Genomic DNA, 19,046 nt, shown 5'->3' on the forward strand with positions numbered 1-19,046 from the left:
CTAAAAATGTAGTGTTTCACCACCGGACTCTTTAAAACCGCTAATATGAAGGTATTTGCGGTTTTTTTGAAATCATAAAGTCGCTTATATTAAATTTTTTAAATAGTGTGGCTAATTTTTTATTCAAACGTCATGTTGAGAATATATTGACAGTACTGAAGATTTCGAGATAATTTATTCTGTAATGCTAACCATAAAAATGACTGAACAATGATAAATAGCAAACCGAGAACGCTAGATCGTATTGATTTAACTATTTTAGACATTTTACAAAAAAATGGTCGAATATCAAACAACACGTTAGCACAGCACGTTAATTTAAGTGCTAGCCCTTGCCTAGAACGTGTAAAACGCCTTGAACAAGAAGGCTATATTGAGCGTTACGGTGCTTTTTTAAATGCCAGTAAATTAAAGTGCGGTATGACAGCGTTCATTCAAGTAACACTTGATCGAACGACTGCCGATATTTTTAATGAATTTCGTTCACAGGTAGTGCAAATAAAAGAGGTTGCTGAGTGCCACATGGTAGTGGGAGGCTTTGATTACCTACTTAAACTGCGCTTCGAAAATATGGAAGCTTATCGCATATTACTCGGAAGTATTGTCGACTTGCCAGCGGTATCTCAAACGCACACATATGTTGTTATGGAACATGTAAAACGCCACTCTGGCATCCCTATTTTTGATTAACAATAGCTATAATGCAAAGTTATAGTAACACCTAGCGATTTCCAATATGTTTGCATTTGGCATTGTGAGCTAGTTTTTTTACATAACAGTCGATATAGTGTCTGTAGACGTTTTTTAGCTCTTTTTATTACGATATATTTTTTAAAAAAGCTGAGATGTAATTATTAAAATAATAAAGCTAAATAGGTAAAATGTTTTTCAAGCCATTTAGCAGAAGTTAATGAGACTCCATGAATATACTCCCATCAAACATGATCAAAAAATTTAGCCTTATCGCCGTTGCTTTCATAGCATTATCCGCCTGTAATAAGTCACCCACAACGCCGGTGAATACCAGCAGCGAAGCGGGAGCTAGCCAAGTTAACGCTGACAACATTAAAGCGCATATTGAATTCCTTGCTGACGACACATTGCAAGGGCGAGACACAGGTAGTAACGGATACCAAATTGCAGCCAACTATGTAAAGTCATACTTTAAACAATTAGGGTTAACGCCTAAAGGGGAGAATATAGGCGGCGATTCTGAAGGCTTTGAACAACAAGTTCGCTTTCGTAAAACCTACCTAGTTGATGGCTCCGCAAGTGCTGTTATTCACGGCTTAAAAGGTGATGTTGAGCTTGAGTATATTAATCAGTTTTTAATGTCGGGTTCTAGTTTAAAAAATGAAAGCGCGATTACTGCCCCTACTGTTTTTGTGGGCTATGGCGTTATCTCTGAAGAGTTTGGCTATAACGATTATGAAAATATTGATGTTAAAGGCAAAATTGTAGTAGCGTTAACTGGTAGACCTGATGATTTACCTTCTGAAGAGGGAGCTCATATTGGCTCTAGCGCAGAAAAAAGTCGTCATGCAGCTGAACATGGAGCAGTTGGTTTTATTACTATCCATACACCTAAACGTGAATTGGTCAGAAGTTTTGAAAAATCTGCACAATATGCCAACACACCACGCTTAAGTTGGTTGACGAAAGATGATGTTCCATTTGGCAAGCAACCTACATTAATTTCTGGTGCATATATTCAACAAGATGCAGCACAGGCGCTTTTTGAGGGGGCAGAGTTTAACTTAGTCGATATTTATGCAGCAGATTCAAATAATACCGTGATTAAGGGGTTTAACTTACCTTATCAAGTTACGTTGAAGAATAACTCTCGCCATGAACAGATCACTAGCCCTAATATTATCGCAGCTATAGAGGGGAGTGATGCAAAATTAAAAAATGAATATGTTGTGTTTAGTGCGCACTTAGATCACATTGGTATTAGTTCGCATGGCGATAGTGAAGACACCATTAATAATGGTGCACTTGATAACGCATCAGGGGTTGCTATTTTACTTGAAACTGCTCGTTTGTTAGCTGAAATGCCAATAAAACCTAAACGCTCAGTATTGTTTGTCGTAGTTACAGGTGAAGAAAAAGGCCTATTAGGCTCAAGCTACTTTGCAAATAACCCAACGCTTCCGGTAACGCAGCTCGTAGCGAATGTGAATTTGGATATGCCGCTAATTTTGTACCCATTTGCCGATGTTATCGCTTTTGGTTCTACGCATTCAACGCTAGGTAACATTGTGGCAACAGCAGCAAAAAAAGTTGATATTGAGCTAAGTGAAGACCCAATGCCAGAACAAGCACTTTTTACCCGTAGTGACCATTACAGTTTTGTTAAAGCTGGTATTCCATCGGTATTTTTGATGACTGGTTTTAAATCAACAGATGAGAACATAGATGGTGGTGAGGTATTTGGTGACTTTTTGAAAAATCACTATCATCAACATAGTGATGAAATTACATTACCGATAAATTATCAAGCAGCGGCAAATTTTGCGCTAGTTAATATGATGATAGGCTTAGAAATAGCTAACCAAACTGCTCGTCCGCAGTGGCATGTAGGTGACTTTTTTGGTTTAACATTTGCGCAATAATATTTATCTAAAAGTTGTGAACATTTACATTAGGAATGATTAATTGATGAATGCCCTTGAATATGCCCAACAGGCAAATGGTTCTTTTGCGCTTCCTGACGCGTGTTTTAAAATAAAAGCGTTAATGGAAGACGACGACTCAACTATCGAAGATTTCGCTAACGTAATCAGTGTTGATCCCTCAATGACATCGCGCTTGTTGCAAATTGCTAATAGTGCAATTTATAGTTTTCCAGGTGAAATAAGCACTATTTCACGTGCGATTACCATTATTGGTACACAAGCTATTTACAACATGATGCTAGTCGATGTTGCTGCAACAGCGTTTAAACACTTTTCAAATGACTCAATTGATTTAAAACGTTTTTGGCATATGAGCGTTTTTTGTGGCTTAGCGACTAAAAATTTAGCAATAACCGCCGGTATTCGAGATATAGAACGATTATTTGTTGCGGGTTTATTGCAAAACTTTGGCGAGTTAATTGTGGCAAAAATATCACCAGAGCTTGCTAAGCAATGTGAAGCTTACCATGCCGATTTGTTGCCTTGGCAATTACAGCAGCAGGTGTTAGGTTTTACTTATACCGAAGTTTCTGCCGAGTTATTAAAAATATGGCAAATACCAGAAAAAATAATTTTGCCAATTCGCCATTACAATAACGCTCATAATATTCAAATCAATAAAGATGTTCAGGTACTATATTTAGCATCAAGACTAGCATTAGTTGAGTGCCATCCTGAGGACTTTAGTTACGATGACAGTATTGATGCTGCGATATGTAATACCCTAAAAGTATCAACGGATGATCTAGAAGCAGCCGCTAATTTTGCGGCTATAGAAACGGAAAACATTCTCAATATAATGAATGCTAATTTTTACGGTTAATCAACAATAGCAGGTGCAACAAATATGATACACCTGCAAACTATTGACGCATTTCAAATACAAGACTTTGGGAAAAAAGCTTGTTAGCATCAGTCAGTTATCCATCTAAATAAAAAACGGGCGCTGTGAATAAAAATTATAATTATTAGCCCTAAAAAAATACAATGAAGGACATTTATGAGTACAGAAAGAGAGCATTTCAGTTCCCGCTTAGGGTTCATTTTAGCAGCTGCTGGTTCAGCTGTTGGTATCGGGAATTTGGTTGGTTTTCCGGTGAATGCAGCTAAAAATGGAGGTGGTGCATTTTTATTAATGTATGCTCTTTTTGTGTTTTTTATCTGTTTACCCGTAATGGTTGCGGAAATGGCCGTTGGTCGCAAAACAGCAAAAGAACCTGTTGGAGCTTATAAAGCCTTAAGTGGTGGAAGTAGGGCTTGGGGCGCTGCCGGTTTTCTTGGTGTATTAACTCCTTTTATGATCGCTGTTTTTTATATGGTTTTAACCGTTTGGATTTTTGGTTATATCGTATTAACCTTAAGCGGAAATTTAGACTATTTAGCGAGTAACAAAGGTTTTGGAGAGTTTGTAAATAGTCCTTATATTTTCGCTGGTATGATTGTGGTTGCAGGTATAGTTAATTTTATACTCGTCGCTGGCGTTAAAGACGGTATTGAGCGCGCATCAAAGATATTGATGCCGACTTTATTTATTATGTTACTGGTGATGGTGATATATGTTCTAACTCTAGATAATGCACTTTTAGGTGTTAAGTTCTTTTTAATTCCAGATGTATCTAAAATTACCCCTGCGGTGATTAATGGCGCCTTATCACAAGCATTTTTCTCATTATCCTTAGGCATGGGCATATTGATCACTTATGGTTCTTATATTGACCGTAAAACTGATATTGTCGGCTCTGCAAAATTGGTAGCGTTAACGGATACCGCCGTAGCTTTCACTGCTGGTTTAATGATTTTACCTGCTGTGTTTTCATTTAATCCTAACGTAAATCCTGCGGAGTTAAGCGATAGCTCAGTATCGTTAATCTTTACATTCTTACCGAAAATATTTTTAGCGTTACAAGCATCAATTGGTTATATCGGTGCAAGTGCTGTCGCGGCTTTCTTCTTTATATTGGTATTTTTTGCAGCGATAACCTCACTAGTCTCTATTTTAGAAGTGCCAGTATCTTATTTAGTTACGGAGAAAAAACACAGTCGTAAGAAGGCGTTATCTATTTTATTGATGACTGCAGGTGTATTGACTGTGTTCGCTACTTTGTCTTTCGGAATGGTTTCATACTTTACAGAATTTACCTACTATGCGGGCGGTACACGCTCATTCTTTGATGTGATTTATGATGTTTTCTACGATACTATTTTACCGCTTAATGGCTTTCTATTGTGTGTTTTTGTCAGCTATCGTTGGAAGAGATTACAATTATCAGAAGAGTTGTCGATAGGTAACGCAAACTATAAAGGCTCATGGGTAGAAAAGTATATTAACTTCTCGCTCGGCACATTTATCCCGGTTATTGTCTTTAGTATTTTTCTAAATACGGTACTGCAAAAGTTCTTTGGCTATAGTATTTTTGGTTTTTAACTGATGTAACTGTGTAATTTATTTTAATGGGTATGATACCTAAGGCCGGATAATTTGTTATTATCCGGCCTTATTTTTTTAGCGAGCACTTCTTATAATGATTGAATTTATCCAGCCATGTGACTTTAGTGAAAGCCAGCGACTATTTCATGGTCGTGGTCATGCATTTCCTGAGCTTTCACATGTCAATATTGATTGGTTTGATCCGGTGATTTTGATCAGTTTATACCAAGAAGTTGAAGCAGAGTGGTTAGCTGAACAGATTGCTCAGTTACGCATGTTGACCGATAAGTGCCAATCTATTCAAGTGCAATATCGCTGCCGTAAATTTGCCCCGTGCGAGTTAGTTTGGGGGCAAGATATAAGCAATCTAACGGCGTTAGAACATGGTTTGAAATACCATATTAATCTAGGAAAAGCACAAAATTCAGGCTTGTTTTTGGATATGCGTAACGGTCGTGAGTGGGTTAAACAGCATAGCGAGAATAAACGCGTGTTAAACTTATTTTCATACACCTGTGCATTCTCTGTTGCAGCTTTAGCGGGTAATGCGTCAAAAGTTGTCAATATCGATATGAGTAAAAGCTCATTAACCAAAGGACGAGAAAATCACCGACTGAACCATCAAGATCTCAACAAAGTCATATTTGAAGGTGTTGATATTTTTAAGTCATACGGTCGCTTGAAAAAGCATGGACCATATCAACTACTTATTTCAGATCCGCCATCATTTCAAAAAGGCAGTGTTGATATTGAACGAGATTATAAGAAAATTATCCGCCGCTTACCTGATTTAATGTCAGATAATGGTGATGTCTTACTGTGTTTAAACTCGCCCGACCTTAATATTGAATTTTTATTAGCGGAAGTTGCAAGAGAGTGCCCTGACTGCGAGTTTCAATATCAACTTAATGCACCCGCAGTTTTTAAAGAGGCGCATGAAGGTAAAGGTTTAAAGTGTTTATATTTCATTTATAACCCCCAAGTTTAAATACTTAAATACTTATATGCTTGAATAAATAGGTTATTCAAGCATATATCATTGGAATAATATTTTTATTAATTAAGTACCACGCGCGCCGCTAATAAAATTAAAAAGCTGCCGGTAATTTTATCCACAATATGACTATTAGCTTTTAGTTTTTCTAAAATCGGCCCACGAGACAGAGTAAAAGCAATAATGACATACCAAAGCATATCTATAATGCCAACGGTTGCAGTCATCACTCCTTTTTGTTGCCAACTTGCATCAGGCTCAACAAATTGGCTAAATAAGGCCAAAAAGAAAATTGCCAGTTTAGGGTTTAAAAAAGCAATTAAAAAACCATCTCTCCAACCATTGATTGTTGGATCAAAATCACCATTTTGTTGAGAAAGCTTTATATTTTGCTGTTTGCTCATCAAGGCTTTAATGCCTAAATATAAAAGAAATGCAGCTCCAGCATATTTTATTGTTGCGAATATCATCGGTGATTGTACTATCAACAACCCAATACCTGTGGCGGTAATAGCAGCATAAAGCGCAACCCCTAAGCCATGACTAATCGCTGTTGCATAACCCTGGTTAACACCACCGTTTAATGTGTTTTTAATGACTAAAGCAAGGCTAGGACCAGGTGATAAAGCACCAAGAATGCAAATAACCACCAATGATAACCATAAATGAAATTCCATACGTTAAATGCCTTAAAATGATTACTTAATTGAACTAACTAATGTGTATTTCTAATTCGCAGAAAACTGGCAAATCTTGGCACACCTCGTTGTGTTTTACCAATGTATTTATAGGTTATTACACTGCCAATTTTTGGCGGGTGCTTACGTTGCAAGTCAGTAAATCCGCTACCTATTTTAAATATGATCCCTTCAGGTGTTTTGACTTTAATGGCACCGAGTAATCCGTTATATTTTCCCTTACCAGGCAGATGTGCTATTACCACGGCTTCAGCATCTTGATACTTTTTCAGTTTTAATAAATTTTTACTGCGACCAATGTTATATTTTGCGGTTGAAAGGTGCAGCATTAAACCTTCGCCTTTGTCCTCAACAACCTCTGTTAACCAAGCCAACAAATCAGAATTGGAAACTACTTTTTTTTGCTCAATCATAGCTAAATGCGGTGAATTACTGTTTTTTACCAATTGCTTCATAAGTGATATACGATGATTAAAGTCACCCAGTTGATGGGGTAAATCGAATAGCATAAGCTTTAGCTTCTTCCAACATGAGCCGTTTGATTTTTTTCGTCGAACACAGGCGCTGATTTGTTCAAATTGTCCTCTGTCACTCCACAGTTCGCCACCCATTGCCATTTTAGGCCAATGTTCAATAAACCATGCGGGTGGATTTAAATTGTTTCCTTTGCGGGTTAATAATTTATCTCCAGTCCAATAGCCACGAACACCATCGAGCTTTTCGCTAACCCAGTAATCATTAATAACCGCATCTTCATAATATTTAGTAGCGTGCTGTAGCTGAGGTTTAGCCTGACTTTTTTTATCGATTATCATTTCCTGAGCTTGCACATCAGATAATTGAACGATGAAAATAGAGATCAGAAACAAAGTGGAGAAAAATTTATGGTAGCTAATTGAATGAAACATCCTTGTCCCTTAATCTAAAGTAACTTTAAAGTATTTAGCGCTTTTGTTGGCTAGATTCGAATACAGTATAGAAGTATTTTTTTGATTTGGTTTATCACTTGATGAATGAGCTAATTATAGGCGTTATCGATTAAGTCGACTTTTTCTCAATCTTGACTACACTCTGGCTTACTATGGAATTCAATGGATGAAAGCCAATGCAAAAAATAATTATTTTTAGTCTACTGACGATGAGTTTATTATTTTCAATGACAGTAACAGCAGGAAAAAAGCACTGTAAAGGGTATCGAAGTAAACTCGACAATGTGCAAACGCAACAACGTCAATCTAACTCAAACAAGCGTAGTCAAAGCTTAGCAGTTAAAGAGTCTAAAGCTCGAAATACATGGTGGCAATGTGAAACGGGTAAACTCAAACCTAAAACAAAGAAAAAAAAGCAGAAAAAAGTTGCGAAACAACGCAGAAAAAAGACACTTAAATCTACTACGGTAAGGGCAGAGCAAAAGCCGTATAAGGCGATTAAACCTTTAATACCTTTTGCCAGTGATCACCCTGTTGTAGTGCGCTCTAAATACCAAGTTGAAAAATTACAGGCTTGGTTATCATTTTATAAACCCGCGAAAATGTGTGCTCGGCCAAAATCAACTCAACAGTTTGCCGCCTGTGTTGAAGACAAGCGCCGTCAGCAAATTGAATTTGATAATTATTATTAAAACTTTGTTGTTATTTTCACTATTAAATTGTTTTTTAAACCACAATATTCTGCTGAATTTTTAAAGCTGATTCTTACTTACTTGATAAATATGAATAATATTTTTTGGAACGACCTTTGCTATTACTTACTATTACTTGCCATTAATGATGTAAGAAAAAATAACTTAAAGGTCTATTATGACAAATAACATATCAGAAAAGATAAAACGCTTAGCACTAACTTTGCTAGGCTTTGTGTGTTTGTTGTTAGGAGCAATATTCATATTACTACCTGGTCCTGCGGTATTATTTATTCCGCTGGGCCTAGCTTTGTTAAGTTTAGAGTTTGATTGGGCTAAAATTTGGCTCAAAAAAAGCCAACGTTATTTTCGTCGGGTGGCTATTAAAGCCGACCAAGCCATGCATTGGTTGAATAGGAAACTACGCAGTTAAGCAAGCGTGACAACTAAACATAATTAAGTACTAGATAAGTCATTAGCTTAAATCGTAATGACTTACCTTTACCTTAATCGAGCCGTTTAAATCTGGTGGGTATTTTGAGGTTTGTGATTATCTCTGTGTTAAATATTGTGCTTTTGTATCATTGTATTGAGTAACAATATTATCAATAGTTTCTTGGCAATAATCTCTTAAACCACTTAATAGCATGAATTTCTTGCCGTTCCCGATCACTTGACCTTTTGAAACTAAATCAAATGATAAGCAGGCATTTCCGCGTTTACCATCAATATCGAGTGTGGTTGACGATAACTTTAATGTCACTTCTTCAAAATCTAGATTATCGAGATGAATTGACATACTTTCGTACATGATCATAGGGCGAGTAGGGTTGATCATAACCTGGCATTCTTTCATTAATTCGACAAGAATATGAGGAAAGGTGTGTCCTGAAAACTCAACATAAGCTCGAGTTAACGCCGTGATGGTTTTGCTACTCTTTGTGTAGTCACCCGATACAGACATATTCAGATATTCTTTTTGATTATCGTCAACAATACTCGCTGCAGTGGTTATTTCTGTTGGAATCGTTAACTTAGTAGCATCGGTAACCATACCTGAGAACTTAAAACTCATTTCTTTGTGTAAACCAGCACGCTCTAAAATTAATGAAAACAGCAAGTCACCAGGCACACAGAAACGCTTTGCTTGTATATCATGAAGCGGATTAAAATCGTCAGCAATTTGCTTTGCAAAATCGCTCGCCTGTTGACGTGTGAAACTAATTTTATCATCCGTAATTTGGCAATAATTTTCTAAAAACATGGCTATTTACTATCACTTTAAGGTGTTGAAATCGGCGCTATTCTATCAGTATGATGGATTAAGATCGAAGTTTATTCATCTTTAACAGACAAAGCAGACCAGTAATTGTAGGGCCTTTAGAGGTTTGTTGGTTATTTATGTGAGTCACTGGAATGAAAATATTGAGACACAAGTTGCTCTTTATTTTGCTTACTCAACTGCTTAAGCTGATATTCACGACGACTTGCTTCCTGACGATTTAATTGCGGCTCAGCATAGACTAATGTGACTGGTCGACGGACACGAGTATACTTTGCTGCTTTTTTGTTGCACTCGTTGTGCTCATACAAACGTCGTTCAAGTGACGTAGTAATGCCGGCATAAAGGCTGTTGTCAGCACAGCGAAGAAAATAAACATACCACATAAATTAAGTGTCTGATCGGTGAACTATTCACGCATTTTCGCAACTTTTGTCTAGATATTCGAGGTATTATTGAATTAATGCTAGCTGCTAGAAGTCGATTTTTATATTATTACACCCTAAAAAAATAATAGGTTGAGATATGTTGCAAATAGAAGCGGGTGCTCTGCGCAAAATGCGAGCGGATTTAGACGCAGACGGTACGGTAAATTATCGTATGGTTTTAGGCGAACAAGAAGTCGAATTAAATCCACTTATTTCCAAGCACCTGACGCTAAATTTTACCGGCCATATAGATTGTCAGCACTGTGGTCGAAAAATTAAAAAGAGTTATTCTCAAGGCTATTGTTACCCTTGTATGCAAAAATTAGCACAATGCGATATGTGTATTATGAAGCCAGAAACTTGTCATTTTGAGCAAGGCACTTGTCGAGATCCGCAATGGGGAGAAAGCAATTGTATGATCCCGCATTATGTTTATTTGGCAAATACTTCAGGTTTAAAAGTCGGTATTACGCGTCATACACAAATACCTACTCGCTGGATTGATCAAGGTGCCACTCAAGCATTGCCTATCTTTAAAGTAAGTACTCGCTTACAGTCTGGTTTAGTAGAAATTGCTTTAGCGGAGTTTATCGCGGATAAAACCAATTGGCGCGCAATGCTCAAAGGTAGTGCTGAAAACATAGATCTAAAAGCAATTGCAGAAGAGCTAAAACCAAAAATAGCAGAAAAATTAGCAAGTGTTAGCCTTAAGTATGGCACTGATGCTGTCATAGCATTAGATGAAGATATTGTAGATTTACATTTTCCTGTAACGCAATATTTAACCAAAATTTCATCTTTTAACTTTGATAAAACAGCTGAGGTTTCAGGTGTTTTACTTGGTATAAAAGGGCAATATTTAATTTTTGACACCGGTGTTATTAATATCAGGAAGTTTACCTCTTACCATGTAAGCTTGAAGGCAAGTTAATTATTTTATTTGATATTACATAGGCTAAACTAAACTTATTACTTGAGATTGTATTTATAATTGAGTTATTTGTAGCGATGAATGAGATTTTAGGATCATTATGATGAATGAAAACGACTATGCACAACAAGCCAGTGAAATATTTGTACTTTCAGATTCTTTTATCCGTATTAAAGAGCTGATCGATGATGACAATTCTACGATTGACGATATTGCTGACGTAATAATATTGGATCCTGCATTAGCAGGAACCATATTAAAACTCGCTAATAGTTCACTTTTTAGCTACCCAGGTAAAATTGACACCATATCAAAAGCTGTTTTGGTGTTAGGTATTACTGAAGTTTATAATTTGGTTATCGCCTTTTTCACTAGTCGTGCATTTAAAGCGTTAGACGTAGAACAAGACTATTTAGATGATTTTTGGTGTAAAAGTGTAGATTGCGCACTAATAGTAAAGTATCTAGGTGTTAACCTGAGAATTCCCAATGCAGAGCGCTTATTTCTTATTGGTCTTCTACATAATTTGGGTGAACTTGTTGTTCAACAAATAGCCCCTGAGAAAGCCGTAGTTGCGAACAAATTTACCGCTACTGAATTGCCGTGGGATAAACAAAAAAAGACACTTGGCTTTACCTATGCTGATTGCGCTGCAGAGCTTTTAAAACAATGGCAATTGCCTTTTAGTATTATAGAGCCTATTCGTAATCAAGATAATAGCGACTTTACTTACAGTACAGACGAAATTAAATTACTCTATTTATCAAAAAGAATTATGTTGAGTCAATTCGACTGCAGTGCACACGATGCTGAGTTGTTATTTCCTGATAATGCTATGCAACAGTTACTTATTGACGATGAAATGCTACAAGGAACAATTAATTATTGTGATTTCGAGCGTTTGAGTATTTTATCGATTATTAACCCCAGTGCCGCTACCATTTTTTAGTGGCTAAATTACTGATGGTCATCATGTTTAAAACCTATTCAATATGATGGTCATTGCATTTCACTTTTAGACATTCGTAACGTTAAGCTGATTGATATAGGTTAGTCTGCAGCCTAGTTATTTTGGCTAAACTTACCGACATTAGTTTGTTTACAGTACAAAAATAATCACTGTTAATTCATTTTTTCTTTTTAAATTTAAGTCTCCTATTGATTAAATTTATATCAATACGCAAGTCTTTCTTCGTTAAATTACGTTTCTCTATAAAATACTTTACGCCCCTCCATCATGGTAATAAATGTTGCACCAGTTGCTCTCAAATCAATTTGATTCGCACTATTGTGGTGCGTTTATCTCGGCATGAAAATCACTAACCTTTTGTTTTTAATTGTTATTTTTTTTGGCATAAAGCTTGATAAGGAATAGTTAATAATAATTAAGGGAAATATAACATGAAACTAGTAAGCGCAATTATAAAGCCATTCAAGCTTGATAATGTCAGAGAGGCCATTTCTGAGATAGGCATTGAAGGTTTAACTGTTAGTGAAGTTAAAGGCTTTGGTCGTCAAAAAGGTCATACCGAATTATATCGTGGTGCTGAATACCAGGTAGACTTTTTACCGAAAGTTAAACTTGAAATCGCTGTAAATGATGAGTTTGTACAACGGTTAGTTGATGCGATAGCTGAAGCGGCGCATACCGGTAAAATTGGTGATGGCAAAATATTTGTTTATGACCTTGAGCAAGCCGTACGAATTCGTACTGGTGAACAAGACATAGAAGCGATATAGGAGAAAATCATGGAACAAAATATTTTTCAACTACAGTACGCAATGGACACTTTTTATTTTCTAATTTGTGGTGCCTTAGTCATGTGGATGGCTGCTGGCTTTTCAATGTTAGAAGCTGGTTTAGTTAGAGCTAAAAATACCACAGAAATTTTAACTAAAAACGTCGCTCTTTATGCTATTTCTTGCATGATGTATTTATTTGTCGGTTACGACATTATGTACGGTGGCGGCATGTTTTTATCAGGTATAGAAACGGTTGATCCTGCAAAAGTGTTAGCTGATTTCTCTACAAGAGAAGATGGTTTCACTGGCGCGGCAATATATTCAGCTGCATCAGACTTCTTTTTCCAAGTAGTTTTTGTAGCAACAGCGATGTCTATTGTGTCAGGTGCCGTTGCTGAGCGTATGAAGTTATGGGCATTTTTAGCTTTTGCGGTTGTGTTAACGGGTGTGATTTATCCAATGGAAGGTAGCTGGACTTGGGGTGGTAACGCCGTGTTTGGTTTATACACACTTTCAGAGCTTGGATTCTCAGATTTTGCTGGTTCAGGTATTGTACATATGGCCGGTGCAGCAGCAGCCTTAGCTGGTGTTTTACTGTTAGGTGCTCGTAAAGGTAAATACGGTAAAAATGGTCAAATAAACGCTATACCAGGTTCAAACTTACCTATGGCAACTTTAGGTACCTTTATTTTATGGATGGGTTGGTTTGGTTTTAACGGCGGTTCAGTGTTAAAGCTAGGTGATATTGCTAGTTCACACTCAGTGGCTTTGGTTTTCTTAAATACCAATGCCGCAGCTGCAGCCGGTGCTATAGCAGCATTAGTATTTGCTAAATTGTTATTCAAAAAAGCTGATTTAACCATGGCACTCAATGGTGCATTAGCAGGCCTAGTTGTTATTACCGCAGAGCCATCTACACCAACACCTATACAAGCTACACTGTTTGGCGCAATTGCAGGTATTGTTGTCGTGTTATCAATTATCAGCTTAGATAAAATAAAAATTGATGATCCTGTCGGTGCTATTTCAGTACATGGTGTTGTTGGTTTACTAGGTTTATTACTAGTGCCTGTGACAAATAGTGGTTCAAGCTTTAGCGGCCAATTAATTGGTGCGGCAACTATTTTTGTTTGGGTATTCGCTACAAGCTTTGTTGTTTGGTTTATTTTGAAAAAATTAATCGGCATTAGAGTAAGTGAAGATGATGAATATGAAGGTTGTGATAAATCGGATTGTGGTATGGAAGCTTACCCTGAGTTTACTCGTGGCTAAGTCACGCTAAAACTAGTCGCTTTAAAACCATTAAGCCTGTGTATTCATTTACACAGGCTTATTTTTTTACCGATTACTACTTCAACTTAACGCTATAAAATAGTCTAACGTTGAAATATTTTTCAAAGTTTACTGCCATTAGTCATAAACTGTGTAAAATTAGGTATTAATCGATTTTTTTATTAGTGGATATTAGATGGCAAGAGAGCAGTTTGGCGTGTGTGCAGAGCCTAGCCTTCATGGTTATTATTTATTATTTAATGCCTTAGATGATAACTATTTGTTTTTGCGTAAAGCACTATCACGGTTGCCAGCTTTATTTGATAAATATGCTGATCGTTTTTCTGAAGCTAATTTAGCTGGTGTTATTGCTATTGGTACCAACTTTTGGGATGAACTTTATCCCCATGGGCGACCTAAGCATTTGCGTCAATTTCCAGAAATGGCGATTGAAGATTGCACAGCGCCCTCGAATAATTACGATTTGTATATTGAAATTCGCGGTGATCGTGCAGACGTAAATCACATTGTTGCGACTAAGGTCTGTCAGTTATTAGCTGACAGTGTTGAGTTGGTTGAACAAGTAAGAGCTTTTCGATTTTTAGATGGCCGTGATTTAACGGGTTTTGTTGATGGCACTGAAAACCCACAAGGTCATCATCGTCGACGTGTGGCCTTGATTAACGATGAACAAGATGCTGAATTCGCTTCAGGCAGCTATTTACATATTCAGCGATACCGTCATAACCTGAACTTATGGAATTCATTAGAAGTGAAAGAACAAGAAGACGTTTTTTCACGTACTAAAGTTAATAATGAAGAGTATTCAGAAGAAAACAAAGCGCCCACATCTCATATAAAACGCGTGAATTTAAAAGATAGTGAAGGCAAAAGTATTGAAATATTAAGACAAAGCATGCCTTATGGAGATATGAAGCTGCAAGGGTTGTTTTTTGTTTCTTATTGCCACTCACCTGAGCCATTCGAATTAATGCTAAAAAGTATGATTGGCGGTGATGCACATGGTCACAGTGACCACATGCTTAAATATACTCAAGCCGAAACTGGCGCAGCATTTTTTGTACCTAGCTTAAATATTTTGGCAAAGTTGGGTGAGTAACGCTGATAAAATTAAGAAAGCGAGCTTAAAATAACCAGGCTGATTTTCTGCATATATGCTTAGTGTCGCTGAATTTATATTTTAGTATCTTTTGCTAATTTTAAAGGTAGGTTAGCTTTCAAAGGCTGCAGTATAAAGATACATAACCCTTATTCAGTCATTACTCAGTACTTGATCAGAATCACTAATTTAGTTTGATTTATTAAGCTAAATTAGTGATATAAATTTAGCTTAATCAGTTAAGTTAGATTTTTTAAGAATAAATCTTCAAGTCTCGAAATGGTTTGTTTAATTGCTTTGACGTCAGTTGGGGCAATGAAGATGGTGTCGTCACCTGCAATCGTACCTAAAACACCATCACTTTTACTTAAGCTGTCCAGTAAGCGAGCGATTAGCTGTGCTGCTCCAGGGCTTGTTCTAATGATTATCATTACATCGTTATGTTCAATATCAAGAACAAGTTGCTTAAGTGGGCTTTTAGCTGTTGGCATTCCTAGCTCTGCAGGCAAGCAGTAAACCATTTCTTGGCGGGCATTACGCGTACGTACCGCACCAAACTTGCTTAACATCCGTGATACTTTAGATTGGCTAATATTTTCAAAGCCTTGAGCCTTTAAAGCATCAGCAATATCGCCTTGTGAACTAAATTGTTCCTGATTTAATAAATCTTTGAAAGCTTGCACTAAAGCTTCTTGTTTGTTTTGTCCGCTCATATAGGTCCATTAAGTGATAAAATTATGGTCGACTATTGTTGGTTGATAATATCTAAATTATACCTAAGTATTATTTCACAATTTTTATTATACGTTATCCTTATAGGTCAATACAGATGAATAACACTAACTCAATTAAGTATTGACGCGCTAGGCGGGAAATATATTTGATAGAATTGGTATAAACATTGTTTTTTTGTTGGTTATAATATATCTTTTGGCCAACAAATTTTTTTACGTAATTACTCAAATTTTCGGAGACATCGAATGAAAGTTGCTGTGCTAGGCGCTGCTGGCGGAATCGGCCAAGCGTTATCTTTACTATTAAAAACTCAATTACCTGCAGGTTCTGAGCTATCTTTATATGACGTTGCACCAGTAGTTCCAGGTGTTGCCGTTGATTTATCACACATCCCAACAGCAGTAAAAGTTGCTGGTTTTGGTGCTGACAACTTAGCCGGTGCTCTTACTGGTGCAGATATTGTAATTATTCCTGCTGGCATGCCTCGCAAACCAGGTATGGACCGTGCAGATTTATTTGCTGTTAATGCTGGTATTATTAAAACCTTAGCTGAAGGTATAGTGGCAAATTGCCCTAAAGCCTTGGTTGGTATTATTACTAACCCTGTAAACGGTACAGTGCCAATTGTTGCTGAAGTTTTCAAAAAAGCAGGTACTTACGACAAAAACCGTGTTTTTGGTGTGACTACACTTGATGTTATTCGCTCTGAAGCTTTCATTGCTGAATTAAAAGGCTTGAACGTAAGCGAAGTTAAAGTTCCGGTAATTGGTGGCCATTCAGGCACAACAATTTTACCACTTCTTTCACAAGTTGAAGGTGTTACTTTTTCTGATGAAGAAGTTGCAGCGTTAACACCACGCATTCAAAATGCGGGTACTGAAGTTGTAAACGCTAAAGCTGGTGGCGGTTCTGCTACACTTTCAATGGGCGCTGCTGCTGCTCGTTTTTGTTTATCTTTAGTGAAAGGTTTACAAGGCGAAGATGTTGTTGATTACGCTTATGTTGAAGTTGAAGGTGGCGATGCGCCATTTTTTGCTCACCCAGTACGTTTAGGTGTAAATGGTATTACTGAAATTTTACCTTACGGCGAGCTAAGTGCTTTTGAAGAAAAAGCTAAAAATGACATGCTTGCTACATTAAATGCAGACATTAAAGAAGGTGTTGATTTTATCAACGGCTAATCTTTTAACGTCATGCTTAAAACCGCGTTTACGCGGTTTTTTATTGCCTAAATTTTGTTTAAAGCCACTTAAATTCCCTGTTCTAAAATGTAGGGTAGAGACTTTTAAGTGACAAAATAGTATTTAGATTAAGTAATAGGTAAAATGCACACAACTTCATTAATTATAACTGTAATATGACCCAGCCCTTTAGTTATCAAACAAGCTTTATATTAGACAAATCTCATTTTAGTGAATGCTATGAGGAGTCTGTGCCGGCACAAACGCCCATCACTCTGTATCGTAAAGGTGCTGTTTTGATGTTAATTGGTGCCGTATTAGTTATTTTTTCAGAGCTTAACCCTTATGCAGCCTGGTTTATTTTCACGCTAGGTGTATTAGAAATTGTTAGTAGCCACTATAAAAAGCCGTGGTGGGTTGCACGTCAGATGTTAAGTAAAGTCGCCAAAGCTGAAGTTACCCTCAAAATTGATGATGATTGTATACACATATCGTCATTCTATAATGATAACAATATGAAATTTAGTGATATTAACCAAATAACAGCAACAGAAAATGGTTGGTTAATAAAACATAGTAATAGCAGGCATTATATTTCTAACCGTTGCCTTGATGAGCAAGCTCAGGCTTTTTTAAAAGCTAAAATGGGCTAATAATTTACCTTGATGGAGCTATTGTTTATTTTGGTGAGCTTATTAATCATATTTATATAAATTTAGTATAAGTTCTATAAAAGTTGAATGAGAATAATTCGCAAAAACCTTGACAGCGATAAGTATCTTCATTAGTCTTGCGGCAACTATAAATTCATCAATTTTCTAATTGTTTAGGCAGGTTTCATGTTGAATAAAATTTGGTTTTCTTCTTTTGTTTTAGTCGCTATTTTAGCGACGAGTAATAGCGCTTTCGCCAATGACGATGTTAATGTTTACTCATATAGACAACCGTTTTTAGTTGAACCATTATTTAAAGAGTTTACGAAAGAAACGGGTATCAAGGTTAATGTAGTTTTTGCCAAGAAAGGCATGGCTGAAAGATTAGCACGTGAAGGCGAATATAGTCCCGCCGACATTTTATTAACAACTGATATTAGCCGCTTAATTGAATTAAAAGACAAGCATTTACTTCAAGCCGTTCAATCGCCAGAACTCACGGCCGCAATTCCAGCACAATTTAAAGCGTCGGATAATACCTGGTACGCATTAACAACACGCGTTCGTAATATTTATTCGGCAAAAAGATTGGGTAAAATTGATTTTAATTATGAAGACCTAGCTGATGAAAAATACCGAGGTAAAATTTGTACTCGCAGCGGCAAGCATCCATATAATGTAGCACTAATCGCTTCAATGATCGCAGAACATGGCGAAGCCGATACTTTGACTTGGTTAGAAAAAGTTAAAGCTAACTTAGCTCGTAAACCACAAGGTAGTGATCGAGCGCAAGTACAAGCTATTCATCAAAACTTATGCGACATATCATTAGGTAATAGTTACTACTTTGGTAATATGCTTAACGATGAAAAACAAAAAGTGTGGGCAGACGCTGTTAATATTAACTTCCCTAATCAAAGTAATCGCGGTGCTCATGTTAATATTTCTGGTATGGCCATGGCAAAATATGCACCAAATAAAGCTAATGCCCTAACTTTAATGAATTTTCTTGTCTCAGAGCCAGCGCAAAAAATGTATGCTCAAACGAACATGGAATACCCTGTTCGCCCTGGTGTAGAACCTTCTAAATTAGTCGCTTCTTGGGGACAATTCAAAGCCGATAACTTATCGCTTGAAACTATCGCTAAACATAGAAAAGCGGCATTGATTTTACTTGATAAAGCACAATTTGATCTCTAACTCTCAACATCTCGAGTTCACTGAGTGATAATCGGTAATAAAAGTACCAGCTGGAAATTTTTCAGCTGGTTTTTTGCTTTAG

General features: G+C 36.8%; 20 protein-coding genes. 15 read left to right on the plus strand and 5 right to left on the minus strand.

What is annotated here, in order from left to right; translation table 11 throughout:
- The first annotated feature begins 210 nt into the window (after positions 1–210).
- The 5 genes from H4J50_RS00215 to H4J50_RS00235 all read left to right on the plus strand — a co-directional run bounded on the left by H4J50_RS00215 (position 211) and on the right by H4J50_RS00235 (position 6,094).
- Positions 211–690 carry a winged helix-turn-helix transcriptional regulator gene (locus H4J50_RS00215; protein ID WP_108457288.1) on the plus strand — a complete coding sequence of 160 codons (480 nt, stop codon included), beginning with the start codon at positions 211–213 and terminating at the stop codon, positions 688–690.
- A gap of 230 nt (positions 691–920) precedes the next feature.
- Positions 921–2,615, plus strand: a complete 1,695-nt coding sequence (locus H4J50_RS00220) for a M28 family metallopeptidase (protein WP_259366122.1) — start codon at positions 921–923, stop codon at positions 2,613–2,615.
- Between the two features lie 46 nt (positions 2,616–2,661).
- Positions 2,662–3,501, plus strand: a complete 840-nt coding sequence (locus tag H4J50_RS00225) for an HDOD domain-containing protein (protein ID WP_108457287.1) — start codon at positions 2,662–2,664, stop codon at positions 3,499–3,501.
- 177 nt (positions 3,502–3,678) lie between these two features.
- Complete coding sequence (locus H4J50_RS00230; protein WP_182253732.1) at positions 3,679–5,103, plus strand: sodium-dependent transporter; 1,425 nt, start codon at positions 3,679–3,681, stop codon at positions 5,101–5,103.
- Between the two features lie 97 nt (positions 5,104–5,200).
- The gene (locus H4J50_RS00235; RefSeq protein ID WP_182253734.1) at positions 5,201–6,094 is read left to right on the plus strand and encodes a class I SAM-dependent methyltransferase; all 894 of its coding nucleotides are present in this window, start codon (positions 5,201–5,203) and stop codon (positions 6,092–6,094) included.
- 68 nt (positions 6,095–6,162) lie between these two features.
- Here H4J50_RS00235 and H4J50_RS00240 read toward each other — a convergent pair whose 3' ends face one another.
- Positions 6,163–6,777: a LysE family translocator gene (locus H4J50_RS00240; protein ID WP_182253736.1), complete on the minus strand. Its 615-nt coding sequence runs from the start codon at positions 6,775–6,777 to the stop codon at positions 6,163–6,165.
- 38 nt (positions 6,778–6,815) lie between these two features.
- The gene (locus tag H4J50_RS00245) at positions 6,816–7,706 is read right to left on the minus strand and encodes a DNA ligase (RefSeq protein ID WP_182253738.1); all 891 of its coding nucleotides are present in this window, start codon (positions 7,704–7,706) and stop codon (positions 6,816–6,818) included.
- A gap of 197 nt (positions 7,707–7,903) precedes the next feature.
- On the opposite strand from H4J50_RS00245, the gene H4J50_RS00250 reads away from it, so the two are divergent.
- Together H4J50_RS00250 and H4J50_RS00255 are read left to right on the plus strand one after the other, a co-directional pair.
- On the plus strand, positions 7,904–8,419 hold the full coding sequence (locus H4J50_RS00250) for a hypothetical protein (protein WP_182253740.1): 516 nt from the start codon (positions 7,904–7,906) through the stop codon (positions 8,417–8,419).
- Positions 8,420–8,597: 178 nt separating this feature from the next.
- Positions 8,598–8,852, plus strand: a complete 255-nt coding sequence (locus tag H4J50_RS00255) for a PGPGW domain-containing protein (protein WP_182253742.1) — start codon at positions 8,598–8,600, stop codon at positions 8,850–8,852.
- Between the two features lie 117 nt (positions 8,853–8,969).
- Here H4J50_RS00255 and H4J50_RS00260 read toward each other — a convergent pair whose 3' ends face one another.
- On the minus strand, positions 8,970–9,683 hold the full coding sequence (locus H4J50_RS00260; protein ID WP_182253744.1) for a DUF3581 family protein: 714 nt from the start codon (positions 9,681–9,683) through the stop codon (positions 8,970–8,972).
- A gap of 131 nt (positions 9,684–9,814) precedes the next feature.
- Positions 9,815–10,087: a GIY-YIG nuclease family protein gene (locus tag H4J50_RS00265; protein WP_182253746.1), complete on the minus strand. Its 273-nt coding sequence runs from the start codon at positions 10,085–10,087 to the stop codon at positions 9,815–9,817.
- Between the two features lie 172 nt (positions 10,088–10,259).
- Between H4J50_RS00265 and H4J50_RS00270 the strand changes: the two genes are divergently transcribed.
- The 5 genes from H4J50_RS00270 to H4J50_RS00290 all read left to right on the plus strand — a co-directional run bounded on the left by H4J50_RS00270 (position 10,260) and on the right by H4J50_RS00290 (position 15,195).
- Positions 10,260–11,060, plus strand: a complete 801-nt coding sequence (locus tag H4J50_RS00270; protein WP_404842729.1) for a DUF2797 domain-containing protein — start codon at positions 10,260–10,262, stop codon at positions 11,058–11,060.
- A 100-nt stretch (positions 11,061–11,160) separates the two neighbouring features.
- Entirely contained in the window at positions 11,161–12,009 is an 849-nt protein-coding gene (locus H4J50_RS00275; protein WP_239059023.1) for an HDOD domain-containing protein, read from the plus strand.
- 452 nt (positions 12,010–12,461) lie between these two features.
- The gene (locus H4J50_RS00280) at positions 12,462–12,800 is read left to right on the plus strand and encodes a P-II family nitrogen regulator (RefSeq protein ID WP_108457277.1); all 339 of its coding nucleotides are present in this window, start codon (positions 12,462–12,464) and stop codon (positions 12,798–12,800) included.
- Positions 12,801–12,809: 9 nt separating this feature from the next.
- A complete protein-coding gene (locus H4J50_RS00285) occupies positions 12,810–14,075 on the plus strand; it encodes an ammonium transporter (protein WP_108457276.1) in 1,266 nt (421 codons plus the stop codon).
- A gap of 196 nt (positions 14,076–14,271) precedes the next feature.
- Positions 14,272–15,195 carry a Dyp-type peroxidase gene (locus H4J50_RS00290; RefSeq protein WP_182253750.1) on the plus strand — a complete coding sequence of 308 codons (924 nt, stop codon included), beginning with the start codon at positions 14,272–14,274 and terminating at the stop codon, positions 15,193–15,195.
- Positions 15,196–15,434: 239 nt separating this feature from the next.
- On the opposite strand, the gene argR is transcribed toward H4J50_RS00290, so the two are convergent.
- Positions 15,435–15,908, minus strand: a complete 474-nt coding sequence (gene argR, locus H4J50_RS00295) for a transcriptional regulator ArgR (protein ID WP_108457274.1) — start codon at positions 15,906–15,908, stop codon at positions 15,435–15,437.
- A gap of 267 nt (positions 15,909–16,175) precedes the next feature.
- Between argR and mdh the strand changes: the two genes are divergently transcribed.
- The 3 genes from mdh (at position 16,176) to H4J50_RS00310 (ending at position 18,964) form a co-directional block, all read left to right on the plus strand.
- Complete coding sequence (gene mdh / locus H4J50_RS00300) at positions 16,176–17,111, plus strand: malate dehydrogenase (protein ID WP_108457273.1); 936 nt, start codon at positions 16,176–16,178, stop codon at positions 17,109–17,111.
- 251 nt (positions 17,112–17,362) lie between these two features.
- Positions 17,363–17,764 carry a YcxB family protein gene (locus tag H4J50_RS19805; protein WP_182253752.1) on the plus strand — a complete coding sequence of 134 codons (402 nt, stop codon included), beginning with the start codon at positions 17,363–17,365 and terminating at the stop codon, positions 17,762–17,764.
- A 186-nt stretch (positions 17,765–17,950) separates the two neighbouring features.
- The gene (locus H4J50_RS00310; protein ID WP_182253754.1) at positions 17,951–18,964 is read left to right on the plus strand and encodes an extracellular solute-binding protein; all 1,014 of its coding nucleotides are present in this window, start codon (positions 17,951–17,953) and stop codon (positions 18,962–18,964) included.
- Positions 18,965–19,046: the final 82 nt, after the last annotated feature.

The organism is Colwellia sp. 6M3, from assembly GCF_014077595.1.
Lineage (GTDB): Bacteria > Pseudomonadota > Gammaproteobacteria > Enterobacterales > Alteromonadaceae > Cognaticolwellia.

Coding starts and splice junctions, on each gene's coding strand:
- H4J50_RS00285 (WP_108457276.1), top strand. CDS start 12,810: ATGGAACAAAATATTTTTCAACTACAGTACGCAATGGACACTTTTTAT.
- H4J50_RS00255 (WP_182253742.1), top strand. CDS start 8,598: ATGACAAATAACATATCAGAAAAGATAAAACGCTTAGCACTAACTTTG.
- mdh (WP_108457273.1), top strand. CDS start 16,176: ATGAAAGTTGCTGTGCTAGGCGCTGCTGGCGGAATCGGCCAAGCGTTA.
- H4J50_RS00310 (WP_182253754.1), top strand. CDS start 17,951: ATGTTGAATAAAATTTGGTTTTCTTCTTTTGTTTTAGTCGCTATTTTA.
- H4J50_RS00220 (WP_259366122.1), top strand. CDS start 921: ATGAATATACTCCCATCAAACATGATCAAAAAATTTAGCCTTATCGCC.
- H4J50_RS00235 (WP_182253734.1), top strand. CDS start 5,201: ATGATTGAATTTATCCAGCCATGTGACTTTAGTGAAAGCCAGCGACTA.
- H4J50_RS00245 (WP_182253738.1), bottom strand. CDS start 7,706: ATGTTTCATTCAATTAGCTACCATAAATTTTTCTCCACTTTGTTTCTG.
- H4J50_RS00250 (WP_182253740.1), top strand. CDS start 7,904: ATGCAAAAAATAATTATTTTTAGTCTACTGACGATGAGTTTATTATTT.
- argR (WP_108457274.1), bottom strand. CDS start 15,908: ATGAGCGGACAAAACAAACAAGAAGCTTTAGTGCAAGCTTTCAAAGAT.
- H4J50_RS00265 (WP_182253746.1), bottom strand. CDS start 10,087: ATGTGGTATGTTTATTTTCTTCGCTGTGCTGACAACAGCCTTTATGCC.
- H4J50_RS00280 (WP_108457277.1), top strand. CDS start 12,462: ATGAAACTAGTAAGCGCAATTATAAAGCCATTCAAGCTTGATAATGTC.
- H4J50_RS00225 (WP_108457287.1), top strand. CDS start 2,662: ATGAATGCCCTTGAATATGCCCAACAGGCAAATGGTTCTTTTGCGCTT.
- H4J50_RS00260 (WP_182253744.1), bottom strand. CDS start 9,683: ATGTTTTTAGAAAATTATTGCCAAATTACGGATGATAAAATTAGTTTC.
- H4J50_RS00275 (WP_239059023.1), top strand. CDS start 11,161: ATGATGAATGAAAACGACTATGCACAACAAGCCAGTGAAATATTTGTA.
- H4J50_RS00215 (WP_108457288.1), top strand. CDS start 211: ATGATAAATAGCAAACCGAGAACGCTAGATCGTATTGATTTAACTATT.
- H4J50_RS00230 (WP_182253732.1), top strand. CDS start 3,679: ATGAGTACAGAAAGAGAGCATTTCAGTTCCCGCTTAGGGTTCATTTTA.
- H4J50_RS00270 (WP_404842729.1), top strand. CDS start 10,260: ATGCGAGCGGATTTAGACGCAGACGGTACGGTAAATTATCGTATGGTT.
- H4J50_RS00290 (WP_182253750.1), top strand. CDS start 14,272: ATGGCAAGAGAGCAGTTTGGCGTGTGTGCAGAGCCTAGCCTTCATGGT.
- H4J50_RS00240 (WP_182253736.1), bottom strand. CDS start 6,777: ATGGAATTTCATTTATGGTTATCATTGGTGGTTATTTGCATTCTTGGT.